This window comes from Adhaeribacter arboris, from assembly GCF_003023845.1.
GTDB lineage: Bacteria > Bacteroidota > Bacteroidia > Cytophagales > Hymenobacteraceae > Adhaeribacter > Adhaeribacter arboris.
Map to the genome: position 1 here is coordinate 1505096 of NZ_PYFT01000001.1, position 15095 is coordinate 1520190.

At 40.3% G+C, this 15095-nt stretch carries 12 protein-coding genes; 9 read left to right on the forward strand and 3 right to left on the reverse strand.

Annotated elements, in window-relative coordinates; all coding sequences use genetic code 11:
• Positions 1-103: 103 nt before the first annotated feature.
• The 6 genes from AHMF7605_RS06285 (at position 104) to groL (ending at position 6192) form a co-directional block, all read left to right on the forward strand.
• On the forward strand, positions 104-1366 hold the full coding sequence (locus tag AHMF7605_RS06285) for a sigma-54 interaction domain-containing protein (protein WP_106927518.1): 1263 nt from the start codon (positions 104-106) through the stop codon (positions 1364-1366).
• A gap of 100 nt (positions 1367-1466) precedes the next feature.
• Entirely contained in the window at positions 1467-1874 is a 408-nt protein-coding gene (lptE, locus tag AHMF7605_RS06290) for an LPS assembly lipoprotein LptE (RefSeq protein WP_233218962.1), read from the forward strand.
• Positions 1875-2028: 154 nt separating this feature from the next.
• Positions 2029-3462: a hypothetical protein gene (locus AHMF7605_RS06295; protein ID WP_106927520.1), complete on the forward strand. Its 1434-nt coding sequence runs from the start codon at positions 2029-2031 to the stop codon at positions 3460-3462.
• Positions 3463-3465: 3 nt separating this feature from the next.
• Positions 3466-3873 carry a preprotein translocase subunit SecG gene (secG, locus tag AHMF7605_RS06300; protein ID WP_106927522.1) on the forward strand — a complete coding sequence of 136 codons (408 nt, stop codon included), beginning with the start codon at positions 3466-3468 and terminating at the stop codon, positions 3871-3873.
• A gap of 321 nt (positions 3874-4194) precedes the next feature.
• Positions 4195-4485, forward strand: a complete 291-nt coding sequence (groES, locus tag AHMF7605_RS06305) for a co-chaperone GroES (protein ID WP_106927524.1) — start codon at positions 4195-4197, stop codon at positions 4483-4485.
• 66 nt (positions 4486-4551) lie between these two features.
• Entirely contained in the window at positions 4552-6192 is a 1641-nt protein-coding gene (gene groL, locus AHMF7605_RS06310; RefSeq protein WP_106927526.1) for a chaperonin GroEL, read from the forward strand.
• A gap of 98 nt (positions 6193-6290) precedes the next feature.
• On the opposite strand, the gene AHMF7605_RS06315 is transcribed toward groL, so the two are convergent.
• Positions 6291-6890, reverse strand: coding sequence for a hypothetical protein (locus tag AHMF7605_RS06315; RefSeq protein WP_106927528.1), 600 nt, complete (start codon positions 6888-6890; stop codon positions 6291-6293).
• A 225-nt stretch (positions 6891-7115) separates the two neighbouring features.
• Positions 7116-8642: a peptide MFS transporter gene (locus AHMF7605_RS06320; RefSeq protein ID WP_106927530.1), complete on the reverse strand. Its 1527-nt coding sequence runs from the start codon at positions 8640-8642 to the stop codon at positions 7116-7118.
• A gap of 217 nt (positions 8643-8859) precedes the next feature.
• Here AHMF7605_RS06320 and AHMF7605_RS06325 point away from each other — a divergent pair, with 217 nt between their 5' ends.
• Positions 8860-9576, forward strand: coding sequence for a 16S rRNA (uracil(1498)-N(3))-methyltransferase (locus AHMF7605_RS06325; protein WP_106927532.1), 717 nt, complete (start codon positions 8860-8862; stop codon positions 9574-9576).
• A 10-nt stretch (positions 9577-9586) separates the two neighbouring features.
• Complete coding sequence (locus AHMF7605_RS06330) at positions 9587-10249, forward strand: DUF4159 domain-containing protein (protein WP_106927534.1); 663 nt, start codon at positions 9587-9589, stop codon at positions 10247-10249.
• 15 nt (positions 10250-10264) lie between these two features.
• Here the strand turns inward: AHMF7605_RS06330 and AHMF7605_RS06335 are convergent, their stop codons facing one another.
• Entirely contained in the window at positions 10265-10762 is a 498-nt protein-coding gene (locus AHMF7605_RS06335; RefSeq protein WP_106927536.1) for a hypothetical protein, read from the reverse strand.
• A gap of 240 nt (positions 10763-11002) precedes the next feature.
• Here AHMF7605_RS06335 and smc point away from each other — a divergent pair, with 240 nt between their 5' ends.
• Positions 11003-14530: a chromosome segregation protein SMC gene (gene smc / locus AHMF7605_RS06340; protein WP_106927538.1), complete on the forward strand. Its 3528-nt coding sequence runs from the start codon at positions 11003-11005 to the stop codon at positions 14528-14530.
• Positions 14531-15095 lie beyond the last annotated feature (565 nt).

The window sequence follows — 15095 nt, forward strand, 5'->3', positions numbered from 1 at the left end:
TTAAGTAGGTACGGCTAATAATTTAAAATAACCGATTAAAAACCTTTAAAAATTATTAAATAATTCTATGGACTATGGTCTGTGGTCTATGGACTAATAAAACATGAATCATTCAGAGATACAAAGTATAAAACAAAGGTTCGGCATTATTGGTAATTCCCCCCTGTTGAATTATGCGATTCAGGTGGCGGCTCAGGTGGCTCCTACCGATATGACCGTTCTCATTACCGGAGAAAGTGGCAGCGGAAAAGAATCTTTTTCAAAAATTATTCATTCGCTAAGTCCGCGTAAGCACGGGCAATTTATTGCCATTAACTGCGGCGCTATTCCGGAAGGAACTATTGACTCCGAATTATTTGGTCACGAGAAAGGATCTTTTACCGGAGCCCAGGAAGCCCGTAAAGGTTATTTTGAAGTAACGAATGGCGGCACTATTTTTCTGGATGAAATTGGTGAAATGCCCTTAGGTACCCAAGCGCGCTTACTCCGGGTACTCGAAAACGGCGAATTTATTAAAGTAGGATCATCTAAAGTACAAAAAACCGATGTACGGGTAGTTACCGCTACTAACGTAAATCTATTAAATGCGGTGCGGGACGGAGCTTTCCGGGAAGATTTATATTACCGGCTCAATACCGTACCTATTACCGTGCCTCCTTTGCGCGAACGCGGGGATGATGTGTATTTACTCTTCCGGAAGTTCGCGGCTGATTTTGCCGAAAAATACCACGTAAAACCCATAACCTTGACCCCCGATGCTATAATAGAATTACAACGTTTTCGTTTTCCGGGTAACATTCGCCAGTTAAAAAATATTGCTGAACAAATCTCGGTACTGGAATACGACCGGGAAATAGATAGTACCAAATTGCGGCATTACTTACCCCAGGAAGAAGTGAGTTCGGTACCCATGTTACTTCCTGGCCACCGAGCTGCCGAACAAAACTTTTCGGAACGCGACCTCTTGTACAAGGTGCTTTTCGACATGAAAAAAGACGTAACAGATTTAAAAAAATTAGTGTACGAATTTATCAGTCCGCAAACAAACAAAGCCTCTATACTACAGGAGCACAGCCATCTATTTGAAAATCTGGATAATATAGACCGGCACGCGTATTCCGCTCCTGAAAAAGCCGAAAATATTTTACTTTCGGTAAATGACCACGCCGACGATTACGAAAAAGTAGAGGATATTCCGCACGAAACAGAAGAGGAAACTCTATCTTTAGAAAGTAAAGAAAAGGAAATGATTTTAAAAGCGCTCAAAAAGCACAATAATAAACGAAAGTACGCTGCCCACGACTTAGGCATTTCCGAGCGTACTCTTTACCGCAAATTAAAACAATACGACATTGAAGAGTTATAATGCACTTATCACCAGCTTCATTTTTTGGCTTACTTTTGCATTAACCGGGTGCGGAATTTATTCTTTTACCGGTACGAATATAGATCCATCCATCAAAACCATGAGTGTTCTTAACTTTGAGAATAACTCGGGCCAGGGACCTTCCAATCTTACCCAATTAGTAAGTGAAGAATTTCGGGATTATTTTCAGCGGAATACCAATTTAAAGCTAATACCGCAAAACGGTGATTTACAATTCGAAGGGCAAATTTTATCTTTCAATTTTAGTCCGGCGGCATTACAAAAACAAGGAGAAACGGATGTGGCCTCCGTTAACCGGCTCACCATTAGCTTGCAGGTGCGCTACAAAAATAACAAAGATCCAAAGCAGGATTTTGAACAATCTTTCTCTGCTTTCAAAGATTTTCAGCAAAATCAAAATATTTCATCCATTGATAATGCCGCTCTGCGCCCAATAGTAGAACAATTGGTAATGGATGTTTTTAACAAATCATTGGCAAATTGGTGATAGGTTGCAAGTTACAGGTCGCTGGTTACAAGTTTTACGCTATCGTTGATAAAATAACAAGCAATTAACCTTTCGACTTTTCAACCTTACTTCTAACCTGCCAACTATTCAACTTGTAACTTGTAACCTGCAACCTGTAACCTGCAACTCATATATGAATAAATCAGCTTTACTCCACATGATGCATCACGTCTCGGCCTTGACTGACCAGGACGTGGAAGAACTGGAAAAGTTGGTTAAGAATTTTCCGTACTGCCAGACGGCCCATCTACTTATTGCAAAAGCCTCGTACGATAAGGGTAATATGCTCTCGAATCAAAAGTTGCGCAAAGCGGCAGCTTATGCCACAAATCGGCACTTACTTAAAAAGCTAATTTACACTTCGGATTCGAGCATTTCACTCGCAGAAATCAAGGAACATGAGACTTCTGACATTAAAGCAGAAGCGCCAATAGCAACTCATCCCAATCTTTTAATCAGTTCAACCGCTGATGTTCTACATGAGGTTCCGGAAACATCCAACGAGATGGATGTAGAAAATGCGGAACTAGCTCCGGAAAATACTGGCTTAAACAACGATGTACCGATTCATTCAGCCATTGTTCCAGAGGAAGAATCATTGGTTTCCAGTACAGAAGATGCGGTTTTAAAGACGGTTGAAGAAGAAAAAGAAGAAGAAATTATTGAAGAAGTAATTTCAGGAGAAGAAAGCGATGCTTTAATTCCAGAGTTAGTGGTTTTTTCAAATGATGATTCACTAGTTGAAGAGGAGGCGCTGTTAATCGGTCCAAAACCCGAAGATATATCCCTTTTAAAGCCGGCAAATTCTTTTACTCCAGCGGAAGTAGACGAGTTGCTCCAGGTGGATCATTGGAAAACTAACTTTTCTCAAACAGTAAATGGTGCTTCGATAACGTTTGAGCCAATCGTACCTGAACAGCCCTCCGAAACAAGCATAAACACTCCGGAACCCGCAGAAATTATCCGCTATGAATTAGACGTTCCGGAAGAAATGGAAGAAAGTTCTCTGGACCTAACTTTAGTGAATTTTGATTCTTATTTGTTTAAACCGGAGTGGGACGAATTTATACCTGGTGAATTAAAAGCGGCCACAAACGAAGAATTTATCCGGGAAGTATACTTATCGAACCAGGTAGGTTATTGGATGGGATCGAGCCGATTAGGCGAGTTATTACAAGTGAAAGACGAAGTAACCCGTCATACCCCTTTGCAGTTTTATCCTGATTTAATATTAGAGTACAGCAAACAAAACTACCTTACTCCTACCAATCCGCCAAAGGTAACTACTGTAAGCCGGCAGTTCGAGATAATCGATCAATTTTTGAAGTCTAACCCTAAATTAAAAACTTTTTCAAACGAGAAGGTGCGTTCCGAGCCGCATGATGATTTAGCTTTTAAAAGTACGAAAAACACCAAAAATTTAGCTTCCGAAAATTTGGCTAATATTTTGATACAACAAGGAAAACTTAAAAAAGCTATCAAAATTTATGAGCATCTGATAGTTAAAATACCGGAAAAAAAAGCTTACTTTGCGTCTCAAATTGAAAATCTAAGAAATCAGTTATAGTATATGTACATTACCCTTATTTGTATTATTATTTTTGTTTGTGTTCTGCTCGTTTTAGTAGTTTTATCCCAAAATTCAAAAGGCGGCGGTTTATCCAGTCAGTTTGGAGCGGGCTCCAGCCAGTTAATGGGTGTAAAGAGAACCGGCGATTTACTTGAAAAATTAACCTGGGGTTTTGCCATTGCTTTAGTTCTACTCACTTTAACTTCGCACATTATTTTAGACGAAAATAGCAGCGAGGTACAATCACGGAGCGTTAATATTGAAAAAGCAAGTCAGGAAAGATCGGCTCCCGCAGCAGCTCCGGTTATTCCGCCAGCCGGCACTAGAACACCCGCTGGTAATACCGCTCCTGCTCGGCAACCAGCCGTAAGTACTCCCGGAGTAACCACGGACACCACTACCAAATAACACTTTTAACCAACTAATAAGGATACCGGTATTGCCCCAAGCAGTACCGGTTTTTTTCTTTACACGTTTTACCTTATCTTTCCCGGTTGCCTTACCAGATGGATGGTCAAAAAATGACAGTCATCTTTTACCTGACAGAGGCACCCTGACATTTATGACAGTTTTCAGAGCAGTTAAACTGAAAAAATGGCGATATTAGATAAGATTAAACGCTTGGCACAGGAAATGTAGGAGTCCTTAACGCTAAAGAAAGTATAGCATCTGCTTTAGTCATGCATTCATTTAAAACATCCATATTTACTTTAAACTATAGAAAAACCTATGGCAATTAACATTAAACCATTAGCAGACAGAGTAATTGTTGCTCCTGCAGCAGCTGAAGAAAAAACCAAATCAGGTATTATTATTCCGGATACTGCCAAAGAAAAACCACAAAGAGGTGAAATTGTGGCAGTAGGCGAAGGTAAAGTTTCGGAGCAGGGCGTTTTAGTAAAACCCCAATTGCAAGTCGGCGATCAGGTTTTGTACGGTAAATATGCCGGCACTGAAATCACTATTGAAGGTCAGGATTACTTGATCATGCGTGAGTCTGATATTTTTGCGGTAGTTTAATGTAACCGCTCTTTTATCTGAATAAACTAACTAAACTTTTCATTTACTTTTAAAGATTTAAAAATTATGGCTAAGAACATTTCGTTTGATACCGATGCCCGTAATAAAATTAAAGTTGGCGTAGATAAACTTGCTAATGCAGTTAAAGTTACCCTCGGACCGAAAGGCCGTAACGTAGTAATTGATAAAAAATTCGGGGCTCCTACCATTACAAAAGATGGGGTAACCGTAGCTAAAGAAATTGAACTGAAAGATCCTATTGAAAATATGGGTGCTCAGTTAGTAAAAGAAGTAGCTTCTAAAACTGCTGACCAAGCAGGCGATGGAACAACTACTGCTACTGTTTTAGCACAGGCAATTTACACTGCCGGATCTAAAAACGTGGCGGCTGGTGCTAATCCAATGGATCTGAAAAGAGGTATTGAGAAAGCTGTTACCGCGGTAGTTGCCAATTTAAAAGCGCAATCGAAAAAAATTGAAAACTCAAGTGAGATTTCTCAAGTAGGTACTATTTCGGCTAATAACGATGCTGAAATTGGCAAAATGATTGCCGATGCCATGGACAAAGTGGGCAAGGATGGTGTTATTACCGTAGAAGAAGCAAAAGGTACTGAAACCGAAGTAAAAACGGTAGAAGGTATGCAATTCGACCGTGGTTACTTGTCACCTTACTTCGTAACCAATCCCGAGAAAATGGAAGCTGATTTAGAGAATGCTTTCATTTTAATCTACGACAAAAAAGTATCTACCATGAAGGAATTACTGCCGGTATTAGAGCAAGTAGTTCAGACGGGTAAGCCATTAATTATTATTGCGGAAGATGTTGACGGTGAAGCTCTGGCAACTTTAGTAGTAAACAAACTGCGTGGTTCCTTAAAAATTGCGGCTGTTAAAGCTCCTGGCTTCGGTGACCGTCGTAAAGCTATGTTAGAAGATATTGCCGTATTAACCGGTGGCCAGGTAATTTCTGAAGAAAGAGGTTTTAAATTAGAAAATGCTACTTTAGATTACTTAGGACAAGCCGAAAAAATTATCATTGACAAAGACAATACAACGATTGTTAATGGTAAAGGCGAGAAATCTGAAATTACCGGTCGTATTGCGCAAATTAAAGCGCAAATGGAAACAACCACTTCTGATTACGACCGCGAAAAATTACAAGAGCGTTTAGCTAAATTATCTGGTGGGGTGGCTATTCTTTACATTGGTGCTTCAACCGAAGTAGAAATGAAAGAGAAAAAAGACCGCGTAGATGACGCTTTACACGCTACTCGTGCTGCCGTGGAAGAAGGTGTAGTAGCTGGTGGTGGGGTAGCTTTGGTTCGCGCTATCGAAATTCTGAAAGATGTAAAAGTAGAGAACGACGACCAGTTAACCGGGGTAAACATTATCCGGACGGCGCTGGAATCTCCGCTTCGTACCATTGTATCTAATGCTGGCGGCGAAGGTTCGGTAATTATTCAGAAAGTACGCGAAGGCAAAGATGATTATGGTTATAACGCTCGCGAAGACAAATTTGAAAACTTATTCGCGGCTGGTATCATTGACCCCACCAAAGTTACTCGTTTAGCTTTGGAGAACGCTGCTTCTATTGCCGGTATGTTATTAACTACCGACTGCGTAATCTCGGATGAGCCAGAAGAAGAAAAAGCTGGCGCTGGTGCTGGTATGCCAGGTGGTATGGGCGGCATGGGCGGCATGATGTAATATCCTCCCTCATTAGCATAAACAAAAAGCCCCTGAAATTTCAGGGGCTTTTTGTTTATGCTAATATGTAACTCTAGAGTAATTCTTACTATTAAAGTTTAAGGTAATTCCTTGATTAAGATGGTAATAGCGTGCGGAGCGGTTTCGTCGCCGCCAAAGTAAGGGAAAAGCTTGTATTTGTTTGTATCTCCGGAGCAACCACGTTCCATTTCAACAGTTTTCCCATCCAGCTTAAATACGTATTTACTATCCAAAGCTTCTAATTCATACTCGTATTCTTTGTTTAAATCAACAGCCGTAATAAACTGTTCGTACCGGGTTTGATTTTTATAGGTGTAAGCCAGAATCTCTAATTGATTATTGTACCAGCGCCAGCCAAAACGAGCGCTGTTACTCTGGTGGTCAGAACCACAATCAGAAAATCCGTACAGCTTATTTATATCCGCCTGGTTAGCTTGATCTTTGGTTGTATAAACTGCCGATTCATCAAATTTTACAATAAACTTAAGTTTGTTCGAGGTAACCAAGCCAATATTATTGTTGGTATAGTGGTTATTCTCCAGAATAATATAAGTAGCAAAACCATTGTTGTTAGCTTCTTCTTTGGGCGCTACAGGAATAATTTGTTCTATTTTGTCGCAACTGGTAAATAAGACTGATAAAGCTAAACAAGCACCTGAAAAGTAAGTTTTTAACATATTTATAATTGAATTGCCAAAATTGATTACTATGCCAACATTCCGGAATAAGCTTTAAGTTCTCGGATATAAATGGGTTGTTTGGCAGTTGGCGGAAATACTATCTTCTTCTAAAATAAATTATACTTCTTGTATATCTTTACCCAAGTTTGGAAACTGTTTAAAAATAAAAACAGCCGACTATATGGGCCGGCTGTCTTGTCTTCTCTTATCTAAAATAAAAATTTAAACGGGAGCATTCATCATTTTAACCAGTTTACGATTTACTAAAAACAATATTAAAGATGCTAGAGCCGCTGAAACTACAAACACCATAAAGAAGCTGTATAAATCGGTAATTTCGTACCCAAATAAATTAGGAGCGGGTTTGCCGGCTTCTGGGTATAAACTGCTCATAAAACCAGCCAGGTAATTAGCCGCGGCATTCGCTAAAAACCAAACAGCCATTAATAAAGAACTGAATTTTAAAGGAGCTAATTTGTTTACCAGCGATAGACCAATCGGCGATAAACACAATTCGCCGATGGAATGCAGAAAATACAAACCTACCAGGTAGAACATGCTTACCTTAATACCAGGTTGTAAATCGTCTACTCCAAAACACATTACCAAGTAACCCAACGCCAATAAACCTAAACCTATAACCATTTTTAATGGCGAAGGTGGCTCTAATCCGCGCTGGCCTAATGCCGTCCAGAGTAATGCCATTAAGGGAGCACAGGTAACAATAAAGAAGGCATTTAAATTTTGAAATATACTGGCGGGTAAGGTGTAGTTGAAAATAGTGCGGTTCATTTGTTCATCGGCGAAGAAAGTAAGCGAGGCAGGGGCTTGCTCAAAAGCGGCCCAAAAGAATACTACGAAAAAAGCCACCGTAAATATAACGTAAACCCGTTGCCGGTCCCCGGCCGTTAAAGATTTATCCAACAACACTAAAGCCGCTATACCTAAAGCGGATAAAATAAGTAAGGGCATAATTACCGAAAACGTAGTGGTATCTATCCAAAGAAAACCTAAGGCTAAAGCCAGCATAACCGGTAGTATCATATATACCCCTTTTATCCCTGGCGAAGAAACGGGCGTATTACCAACTTGCTCTCCTTCGGGGGTGTGCAAGTATTTATTTTTCCCCCACTGAAATAAGCCCGTTCCCAGAACCATAGCAATGCCGCAGGCCAGAAAAGCCCAGCGGAAATCTTCGGGCCGGCCGGTATCCCCTACCAAGCTGGTAATGGTATTGCCGATAAAAGAACCTAAATTAATACCCATGTAAAAAATAGTATAGGCTGCATCTCGTCGGCGATCTTCCGGGGTATACAGCGAACCTACCATAGTAGAAATATTAGGCTTAAAAAAGCCATTCCCTATAATCATCCCGCCTAAACCTAAATACAATAATCCTTGCCCAAGTGGAGTACCGTACGCACTACCAGCTGCAAACAAAACAAACTGACCCAAAGCCATTAAAATACCACCAGTTAAAATGGAACGGCGATTACCCCAATACCGGTCTGAAATATAGCCCCCTATCAACGGAGTAAGGTAAATTAAACTGGTATAACCACCGTAAAATTTGGAGGCAAAAGCTTTGTCCATCATCATGGCTTTGGTTAAGAAAAGCACCAGCACTGCCCGCATGCCGTAATAACTAAAGCGCTCCCACATTTCCGTCGCGAAAAGCAAATACAAACCTCTAGGATGTCCCTGGGTTTTGGTACTTGGTTCCGCGTATAAGCTCGTAGTTGGTTCCATGTATAAGTTTTAGAAATTTTTTAAATAAATAACGTATTTTTGAAGAAAGTAAATCTACAATCTATGTAGCAATTACACAATTTTTAATTTTCTAATAATAAGATTTAAATCAGTTTTGATTGTAAATTCTGCTAATAATACATTCTTATCGGTACAAGTCATAAACTAACGTAAAACCCTTATCCTTATTCCAGGTTAAAAATTTATAATAATTCCTATGCACTTATTTTACACTCCGGATATTACAACGGAAACCTACACCTTAAGCGAAGACGAATCTAAACATAGTATACGGGTATTAAGATTACAGGAAGGCGACGAAATTAATCTGGTAGATGGGAAAGGGAGCTTCTATACCGCACAGATTAAAACTGCCAACCCTAAAAAATGTGTTCTCCAAGTAATAAATAAAGCGCCAGATTTCGGGAAGCGCTCGTTTTACGTACATGTGGCGGTAGCCCCAACTAAAAACCTGGACCGCATGGAATGGTTCGTAGAAAAAGCTGTTGAAGTAGGAATTGAGGAGATCTCATTCTTGCTCTGTGACCGTTCTGAGAGAAAAAATATTAATATCGAAAGATTAGAAAAGATAGCTGTTAGTGCCATGAAACAAGCGGTAAAAGCGTATTTGCCTCAATTAAACGGAATGCAGGCTTTCCCATCTTTTATTCAACAAGTTGATGCCGCTAACACGTATATCGCGCACCTCGAAAATCACGATCGCACTTTGCTTAGTCAGGTGCATTTGAGTCAAAAAATTTGTATATTAATAGGCCCGGAAGGAGATTTTTCCGTTAAGGAAATTGAACTGGCCTATGGTCGCGGAATTAAACCGGTTACTTTAGGTACCTCACGGTTACGCACCGAAACGGCCGCCTTAGTAGCCTGCCATACCGTAAATTTATTACATGAACTTAAATCAGTATTACCTTAATTAATTTTATATGAGACTCTTTATTTGTGTGTTGGTACTACTTTGTGTAAGTGCAGTTTCCTTAAAAGCGCAACAAGCCAGTTTTAAAATAGCTAAATTAAAGTATAACGGCGGCGGCGATTGGTACGCGAACAAAACGTCTTTAAGCAATTTAATTCAGTTTTGTAACCAAAACCTACGCATGAATATTTCGCCGGAAGAAGCGGTAGTGGAAGTAGGCAGCCCGGAGTTGTTGTCTTACCCGTTCGTGCATATGACGGGCCACGGGAACGTAGTATTCTCAGAATCAGAAGCGGAGAACTTACGCAAATATTTAATGGGGGGCGGTTTCCTGCACATCGACGATAATTACGGCTTAGATAAATTTATTCGGACCGAAATGAAGAAAGTATTTCCGGAACTGGAATTTGTAGAATTGCCTTTTAACCATCCGGTGTACCACCAGAAATTTGATTTTGATAAAGGTTTACCTAAAATTCACGAGCACGATAATAAACCCCCACAAGGCTTTGGCTTAATTTATCAGGGCCGTTTGGTTTGCTTTTATTCTTACGAATGTGATTTAGGGAATGGTTGGGAAGACCAGGAAACCTATAACGACCCGGAAGAAAAACGGCAACTAGCTTTACAAATGGGAGCCAATCTACTCTCCTACGCTACTACTCAATTTTAAAATTTAAAATTTTAATCAATAATCTACTCGCCGGTTTAAGATTTCCGATAAAACATATGCTGTCCGAACATTTTGCGGATTGCGCAATAATCTGGCATAATTTACAGCTGGAGTAACCGGCACGCTCACTGGAGCTTTAGCCTGGCGCGCCAATTCAATGTTGCTTGGTTTCCGAATAACTTCTTTTGGTTTGACAATTATATTTTCTAATGATTTCGGCCGGATTTCCGTTTTTTCTAAAGTTTTAGCAGGCACGATAGTTCCTTCCGCCGAACTGCTTCTCTCTAAAGATTTTGGTGGTGCCACCTGTTTTGCCCGTTCGTTGGAGGTTTGCATTTCTTTTAGAATATCCTGGTAAGAAGTTGCAGGTGGCTTTGGTGTTGGGTACACATTAGGTGAATTGGACCGCTTGGCAGGATTTGATTTGGGCGACTGAAAAGCTTTCATCCACATCCGGACTACCCAAATAATTACCGCTAATAAAACGTAAAAAAGCCATTTAAATTCTTCCATGCTTTAAGTTAGCGATTTTGGCTGGATGTTTTTCAGGTTAAATTAAAAATACTTCTTAGTCGTTTTAACCTCATTACTGCTACCCGCTCTACATAATAAAAATTAAGTATTGTTTTCTTCATGATTAAATCCATCAAACCTCCACTTTAAACCAAATACCAATCCCTTTACGGGTTTCTTTCAATAAAAAGGAATAAATCGTATTTTTGTATTTGCGGATAAGTTCCGGTTGACGATTAGATGCAAGTATCCAAATTAGAAATTAAAGGTTTTAAAAGCTTCGGCGATAAAGTAACAATCCATTTTAACGAAGGTATTACCGGGATTGTAGGCCCGAATGGCTGCGGTAAATCTAACATTGTAGATGCCATCCGGTGGGTATTAGGTGAGCAGAAAACCCGAAATCTGCGCTCCGAAAAAATGGAAAACGTTATTTTTAACGGCTCCAAAAATCGCAAACCCCAGCAACTTGCCGAAGTATCGCTGACCTTCGATAACAATAAAAATATTTTACCCACTGAGTACTCCCAGGTTACCGTTACACGGCGTTATTTCCGGAACGGCGATAGCGAATATTTGCTTAACAACGTAACCTGCCGGCTCAAAGATATTACCGATTTGTTCCTGGATACGGGTATTGGTTCGGATTCATATGCCATTATTGAATTGAAAATGGTGGATGAAATTTTGAACGACAAAGAAAACTCGCGTCGTACTTTATTCGAGGAAGCCGCCGGAATATCTAAATTTAAAGTCCGGAAAAAGCAAACTTTAAAAAAGCTCGAAGAAACCGATGCCGATTTAGAACGGGTAGAAGACGTACTTTTTGAAATTGCGAAAAACCTGAAATCACTGGAACGGCAGGCGAAGGTTTATGAGCGCTATTCCCGCTTAAAGGAAGAATATAAAACCTTTAGTCTGGAGTATGCTCGTCGTAACATTGCTCAACATTTACAGACTTTAGATCGTCTGGAAACAGATTTACACAAAGAAGCTGACCAAAAATTAAATTTTGCTAAGGAACTGGAGGAACTTGAAAATGCCTTGTTCGAGCAGAAAACAATTCTAAATCTGATCCAGGAGCAATTGGCTGGTGAACAGCGCAATTTAAACGAGCAAACAACTAAAATCCGGCAACTTGAAAACGATTTAAAATTAAAATCGGAACGCATCAATTACCTGAAAGAGCGTTTGCGCACCCTTCATCAGCAGATAAATATTGATTCGGTTGCCCTTACTCAATCCCAGGAAAGTATTGTCCAGTTGCACGAAGAAATCGAAGAGCTACAAACTCAATACGCCGGGGCCGAACAGCAGGTAAGTTTATCGCGCCGCGAACTGGAACAAGCCAATCAGCACAAGACGGTTATTCAAAATACGACCCAGGAATTAACTAATCAACAGCGAGCCAAGCAAAACACGGTTTTCCAGCTCCGGAAGGATATGGAAATTACCCAAATGCAAATCGTAAACCTCACCAACGAAATGGAACGGATTACCCAGGCTCAGCAAAACGACCAGCAAAACGCCGATAAATACCGCACCGAACTGACTGATTTAGAAGAAAGTCTTACTCAGAAAAATAACGAACTGGCGAATTTACAAGAGCAGGAAGAGCAACTACGCGCCGATATTTCCCAATCCGAAACGGATATTCAAACCCTCCGGACCCAGTTACAGGAAGTTAACCGTAAAACAGACGCGAAGAAAAATCAATATAATTTAACTAAATCATTGGTTGAAAACCTGGAAGGCTTTCCGGAGGCGATTAAGTTTTTATACAAATCGAAAAACTGGCAAAAGCCGGCGCCGCTCCTCTCCGACCTGATAGTGTGCGACCAAGAATACAAAGCATTAATTGAAAGTTACTTGGAGCCCTACATGAATTTTTTTGTGGTGGAAACGGTAGAGGACGCACTAGAGGCCATTCAATTACTGAACAACCAAAACAAAGGCCGGGCTAATTTTATTATTCTGGCTGAAATGGAAGATTTAGAAGCTTCTCCCACTGCATCGACCCCCAAATACAAAGCAGCTTACGAAGTGGTTTCGGCGGAGGAAAAATACCACAACCTGGTGCGGTACATTTTGCAGGAAGTGTATATTTCCCACGATTCTACCCCTGATTTTTACAGCCAGGATAACCGGACATTTATTTTAAAAGATGGTTCTGTTATAAAAAAACCTTTGAGTATTTCGGGCGGTTCGGTGGGATTATTTGATGGTAACCGGATTGGCCGCAAGCAAAACCTGGAAAACCTGGCTCAGGAATTACAGCAACTAATGCAGGATGCGGAGTTGTTAAAGGTAAAAATTAATACCCAGCAACAAGTTTTATTAAACTACCAAAACGCTACCCAGCAAAGCACTATTAAGCAATTAGAAAAAAATATTTCTGGCTGGCAACAGGAATTGGTAGCCGTTCGCGTCCGGCACGAACAGCACGAACTTTTGAAAGCAAACAGCCAGAACAAAGTGCAGGAATTAACCAGTCAGTTAAAGGACTTACGCTATAAAAGTTACGAATTAGGGCCGCAGGTAGAAACCGAACAGCAAGAATTAAAACGACTGGAGAATGAAATTCAAGCCTTTAGCGAATCTTTAACGCGGCAGAACGAGGTAATTCAAAATATAACCACCCTCTATAACCAGGAAAACATTAAATATCACCAGCTTAAAAACCGACTAGGCAGTGTACAGCAGGAAATAAATTACAAGCAAAAATCTTTTGAAACCAATTCGGCCCGTTTAAGAGCCCAGGAAGAAGAACTTGGTAGCGCGGAAGAAGAAATTTACATTTTAGAAGAGTTTATCCAGGAAAATTCAGCTTTACTCGATGAGTTCAATATTGAGCGCCAAAAAATTGCGCAAAATTTGGATCAGGTGGAAAAAGAATTTTTTACCGTTCGGGGCGAGATTGATTTGAAAGACAAAAACATCCGTGAACTGCAACGCAAGCGCCAGAATGCCGACGAAATTGTTGCTAGCGTACAACAAGCTGCCAACGAAACTAAAATCAAATTAGTGGCCGTGCGCGAACGCTTACTAGCGGAGTTTACTATTTCGGAGGAAGAAATTATGCAAACTTCGGGGGCAACACTTGACTTGCCAACAGACGAGCTAAACAAGCAAATTGCCGAAATTAAAATTAAACTGGATAATGTGGGGCCGGTAAATCCAACGGCCGCCCAAGCCTACGACGAAATAAACGAACGGCACAACTTTATTAAAATCCAACGCGAGGACTTATTTCAGGCCAAGGAAGCTTTGCTGCAAACCATAAATGAAATTGATACAGTGGCGAAACAAAAATACCTGGATTCTTTTGAAATGATCAAGAATAACTTTGTCCGGGTTTTTCAATCGTTGTTTTCCGAGGATGATTCCTGCGACCTGGTTATTGCCGACCCAGCTAACCCGTTGGAATCTAAAATTGAAATTATAGCCCGGCCCAAAGGCAAACGGCCTTTAACTATAAACCAGTTATCCGGTGGAGAAAAAACCTTAACGGCTATATCGCTTTTATTTGCCATTTACCTGTTAAAACCGGCTCCATTCTGTATTTTTGATGAGGTAGATGCTCCGCTGGACGATGCGAACATTGATAAGTTTAACAACATTGTAAAGAAATTTTCCGGTGAATCCCAGTTTATCGTAGTTACCCATAACAAACGCACCATGGTATCTACAGATATTATTTACGGCGTAACCATGTTGGAGCCCGGTGTATCGCGGGTTATTCCGGTAGATTTGCGACAACTGGCCTGATTTAAATAAGCTGAAAAATAAAGGTCATAGATACGTCCATCCGTGGGCTTTTTTATCTAAGTTTTACTTACAACGCATTCTTCAAATCATTGGGTAAAAAGGTAAAAAATTTTAAAGCTTTTCCGCAAAATAAAAGCTCCAAAATGCACTCTTCCATAAAAATAAGGAATTAGCTTCGTCGGCGATGCTCGTAACGCAAAGCTTAGATAGTATTCAAAGAATAAATGACCAATTGCAAAATACCATGATCCGGATAAGCAACGGGGAAGCGCTGTACCACAGGCGAAAACGTTTACGATAGGAGGAAGAAGAAATAAACTTCGACATAACCGGGAACAATTTGAAATCCATTTCAACCAGATTCACCAGGATTTTATAAAGCGGCTCCGCATCGATTATCCGCAGCTTAGCCACCGGGACCTTAAATTATGTACTTGTTTACGAGTAAACCTTTCGAGTAAAGAAATTGCCTCGCTCCTTAATTCATCGATCCGCGGAGTAGAAACCAGCCGGTACCGGATTTGCAAAAAAATAAATTTCGAACAGGATATAAACCTAACCGAGT